This window comes from Gelidibacter sp. F63206, assembly GCF_023015735.1.
In genome coordinates, this window is record NZ_JALKAU010000051.1 from 1 (window position 1) to 4,705 (window position 4,705).

General features: G+C 31.1%; 3 protein-coding genes. All 3 read left to right on the forward strand.

All coding sequences use genetic code 11. The features are described 5' to 3' along the window. Positions 1-123 precede the first annotated feature (123 nt). The gene (locus MWU32_RS02120; RefSeq protein WP_246937352.1) at positions 124-2,403 is read left to right on the forward strand and encodes an AAA family ATPase; all 2,280 of its coding nucleotides are present in this window, start codon (positions 124-126) and stop codon (positions 2,401-2,403) included. 153 nt (positions 2,404-2,556) lie between these two features. Beyond that, a complete protein-coding gene (locus MWU32_RS02125; RefSeq protein WP_246937354.1) occupies positions 2,557-3,090 on the forward strand; it encodes a hypothetical protein in 534 nt (177 codons plus the stop codon). A gap of 143 nt (positions 3,091-3,233) precedes the next feature. After that, entirely contained in the window at positions 3,234-4,019 is a 786-nt protein-coding gene (locus MWU32_RS02130; protein WP_246937356.1) for a hypothetical protein, read from the forward strand. The last annotated feature ends 686 nt before the right edge of the window (positions 4,020-4,705 follow it).

Below are 4,705 nucleotides of genomic sequence, written 5' to 3' on the forward strand. Positions count from 1 at the left end.
ATATTGAAAATGTGGTCCCAAATCAAAGATTTGGCTAAGTGCCAATCCGAAAATAATCGTATTTTTAAACGCTACGTTTCATACACGAAACGTTATGCACAAGGCTGAAAAAACCAACTACCAATGCCAGAACAAAAGATAAAAACTGAAATTAATTGCCAAAATATTGCGCCAATTAAAAGCTTGAATAAGGTAATTAGTTCAAGCTCTTTAAAGTTTGGAGTTTTTGCAAATAATGGGAGTGGTAAAACTTTTATCAGTAGAATGTTCAGGTTAACGGAAAATTCTGAAGAATTAGAACTTGATGAAGAAGGTAGTAGTCCAACTGACAAACTAATAACATTAGGTGAAAATTCAGGGAATTTTAATTTTAAGATAACGGATAAACAAGGTAACATTAGCGAACAGTTTGGAATATCCCTGAACAAACAAAACGCGCCTACCATTCCCGAAACAAATTACTTGTTCCACGTATTTAATGAAGATTACGTTGAGGACAATTTGCGAAGTTTAGACTACGATAAAGATGACGAAATTGATGGATTTATTTTAGGTAAGGTAAATATTGACCTTTCAGATGATGAAGAAAAATTAGGGAAAATTGAAAAAGAAGGGAAAGACCTCGCTACACAAATTGAAAATGAAATAGACACATATATTTCAGATAAAATAGATGACATTCAAAATATCAAACGTCTTAACGAGTATAAAGAATTAGACTTTCAGAAAATTGTTAAGTCGGTAGATAAGGAAAGTTATCAAATTGAAAAATCATATGATGAATTAATTGAAGATTACAATAAAATAAAATCTGTTCCCGAAAACCTTCAAGATATTGAAGAAGTAAACAACATCGAAATTGATTTAGAAATGCTAAATGCAATAAAAGAATCTTGCGAAAAAGAATATTCTTTAAGTACACTTGCAGAAGATTTCAAAGAAAAAATCAAATCCAAACAAACATTTATTGAAACAGGTATAAGTTTAATAGAAAAGGAAAGTAATGATTGCCCTTTTTGCGAACAAAATCTGGAAAATGATGCTCTAAATCTAATTGACAATTATAACAAATATCTGAACGATGTTGAATCAACAACAATCAAACTTTTTAAGGGTTATAAAAAATCATTAGAGAGTTCTAAAGATGAAATTGATGCAATTAACACAAGTAATGTGAAAAAAATCAATTCATTTAACACATACAAGGACAAATACATACCTTCAAGTGCTGACATAGAATTATCGAATTTATCTATCACAAACCTTTCGTCCGAAATTCAAAATATAATTGACAAAATTGATTCTAAATTAATAGATATAAGTCAGTCAATTATTATAGACGAAGATATTTTAGAATCTATTGAAAAGTATGAGACTATTCTAAATGGAGAAATCGAATCTAACAACAAAGAGATAAGGATAATAAACAAAAAGAAAAATAGTATAAGTGATGAGAATTTATCTATAAGAAAGCTATTGTGCAAAAGGACGTTGGATGATTTATTACTTGAACATAAAACTAATATTAAGAGTTTAGAAAAATTAAGAAAAGATTTCACAAACCTTAAAACCGAAATAGCTAAAAAAAAGGAACAAGAAAAAATCAGTAGAAAAAAGAAAGTCGCCTCTACTATTAAGACCGTATTGAATTACTTCTTTGCAGATAAATACACATTAGATGAAGAAAGTTTTAGACTAACATTCAATGCGAATATTTTGGAAAAAAAGCAGGCAAAAGACATTTTGAGTGCTGGAGAAAAAAATATTGTTGCTTTTGCATATTACATTGGTGATACACACTTAAAAGTAGAAAGTGAAGATGATTATAAAAAACTATTCTTTATAATAGATGACCCAATATCGAGTATGGATTTTTCTCACGTCTATACAGTTTGTGGTGTTATTCGAGATATTAAAAAAATACTTGATAAAGTTGAGCGAGAACGATTTATGATTTTTACTCATAATAACGACTTTATGAGAATATTGAGCTCAAATAACATTGTAGATAAGAAGTTACTTTTATCAAACGGAGAACTTACAGATTTTAATAATAATTTGACAGTACCATACATTACTCATCTTTTTGATATATATAAAATTGCAAGAAAGGGAGAGATTCCAACACATACGACTGCTAATTCAATTCGCCATATTATTGAGACTTTGACAAAGTTTGATAAAATTGAAATACACAAAGAAAGTATATCCGAATATATTAAAACTAACATTCCGAATGAAACTAAATCATTTACATTAATAAATGACCTTTCTCACGGAGGATGGAGAACTGAACAAGCACCAATTACAAATAATGACTACAAAGAAATTTGCGAATTAGTAGTAAAGCATATAGAAGAAAAATTTAATGGACAGGTAGCATATTGCGAAAATATGTGCTAAAGCCCAGTGCATAACAATGTATAAAAATAATAGCGGTTTAATCGCTAAAACGAAAGTAAGTAAATATAAAAAAAAGTCTGTGTTTAATCGAAAAGTAAGTGCGTAAAAATCCGCTACTATTCTTATACTTGACCGTTAGGCAACATTTAAGAAATGACCGAAAACCAAAAGAAATCTGACAGACAATACGCTGCTTATATGGCTCGGAAATTATTTAGTGGAGAAATTTCAAAGCATCAGATTTTGGACAGTTTTCCTGACTTTGAAAATGATTATAAGATAAAACGACTTTACAATCGGATAATGAATAAGCCGAAAAAAAGGTGGTTATTTGGAATCTCTGAAACGAAATACCAAACTTTTATGAATGAAACTTATGAATTAATTGACGAACTCGAAACTGGACGATTGAGATTAGAAGTTATGGAAAGACTATTCAAGGAATTATGGTTGCATTCGGACAATTGCACAGAACCAATTGAACATATTTGGTTTTCGATAGGTGAAGTTGCTAAATCAACAAATGAATCAAGAGAAGAAATTAGAACTCGATATCTGAATTTTTTAATTGAAAAGGAAATTGTGGAATTAGTATCGTGGGAACCATTAAAACATAGATTTACGGAACTTGGGAAAAACATTAAAACTGAATCCGATATTGAAAAATTAATAAAAAACGTTGCCTAACACCGTGTAAAAATAATTGCTTGGTTCTCGCCTACTTGGAAATTCCTGCGGAATTTCCACAGGCTCGGTTTATTTTTGTTATTTTAGGTGTTTATCCCACGCAACTATTCTTACACATAAACGTTGGCAATAATTAAAACGAAGTGCAAAACGACAAACTACTTTACAGAAAATTATTTTTAGTATCAATATTTTTATTGTTGCTAAATGACTTGTATTTAAAAGAACAATTCCACAATTTCCTGACTGGAAAACTATCTGATTTCGCTGGACTTTTTGCTTTTACCTATTTTTTTAGTGTTTTATTCAAAAAGAATATCAAACTGATTTACGTTCTGACTGGAATTTTATTCATTTTTTGGAAAAGTAGTTCTTCACAATTTGTTATTGATTATCTGCATAATTTCGGAATCGGATTTGACAGAATTGTGGATTATTCAGATTTATTTGCTTTGTTCGTTTTACCTCTTGGTTACAGATATAGAATCCAAAACTCAATCGGAATTGAAAAATTGAGATTTTTACCAAAACCTATAATAATTGGAATTTGTTCTTTTGCATTTATCGCAACTTCGTTACAAAAAGAATTTGGAGAACTGAATTTAAAATCTGATTATACAATAAACGCTGAAATTCCAAAAGACAGTATTTTAAAATTAATTAGAGTAAATCCAATAACTAAAACAAAATATCATACGAATCTTGAGTTTCCGAATAAAAGAAGTCACGTGAGAATTTCTTTATTAATATCTGAACTTGAAAATAACTCAACTAAAATTGAATTAGACAGTATTTTAAGTTTTACAACGACAGGAACTATATTTTCAGGAGCATCAAAAAAGAATATAGATTATCTGAAAAATTTAAAAGTTGAAGACTATGAAAAAGAATTTATTGAACAAAAAATAAAACGTAATAAAATAAAATAACTATTGCCAACACCGTATATAAGCTATGGCTTGGTCTGTTCTCACTTGGAAAATCCGCAGGATTTTCCAAAGCCAGTTTTAATCAGGAAAAGTCTGTGCCGTGACACGCCACAGCTCATATACACACACGTTGTATTCAATAATCCCAGTCTTTTGGTACTGCCCGTGTCCATTTGCAACTGTCGGCCTTGAAGATCATTGGCCGTGGGAAAGGGTCATTATTTGAGGAATGGCCATTGTCCATAAGGAGACCTGGCCAAGCTTTCGATTGGAAATCGGATGAGAGTTCCACTCTCAAATTCGAATTTTCAATTCTCACAAAGCTTGCATAAGGTAGCTGAAATTTTTGACAAAGTCAAGTCCCACAACAAGTTGGACCCTGTCGCACGGATATCCTATCCATCCACAATGCGCCATTATGCCTTAAAAACAACTAACACTATCGAAAAGATAGAGTCAATAGTTTTAAAGACATTCCCACCGGTCAGGAGCGACCATGTAGCGCCCGGCACAACTGCGCAATCTGGCAATTCCAGTGGGAATTTCCAGATTACTAAATACAACAGCGTATACAAAACATAGCTGGCAGGTGATTATTCCAATATTTTTTGTTTCTTTAAGGGATCAATGCAGAACAGGAATGTAAGTGCCGTTCAGGACGCTACGTTTCGTATACGCAGACGTTG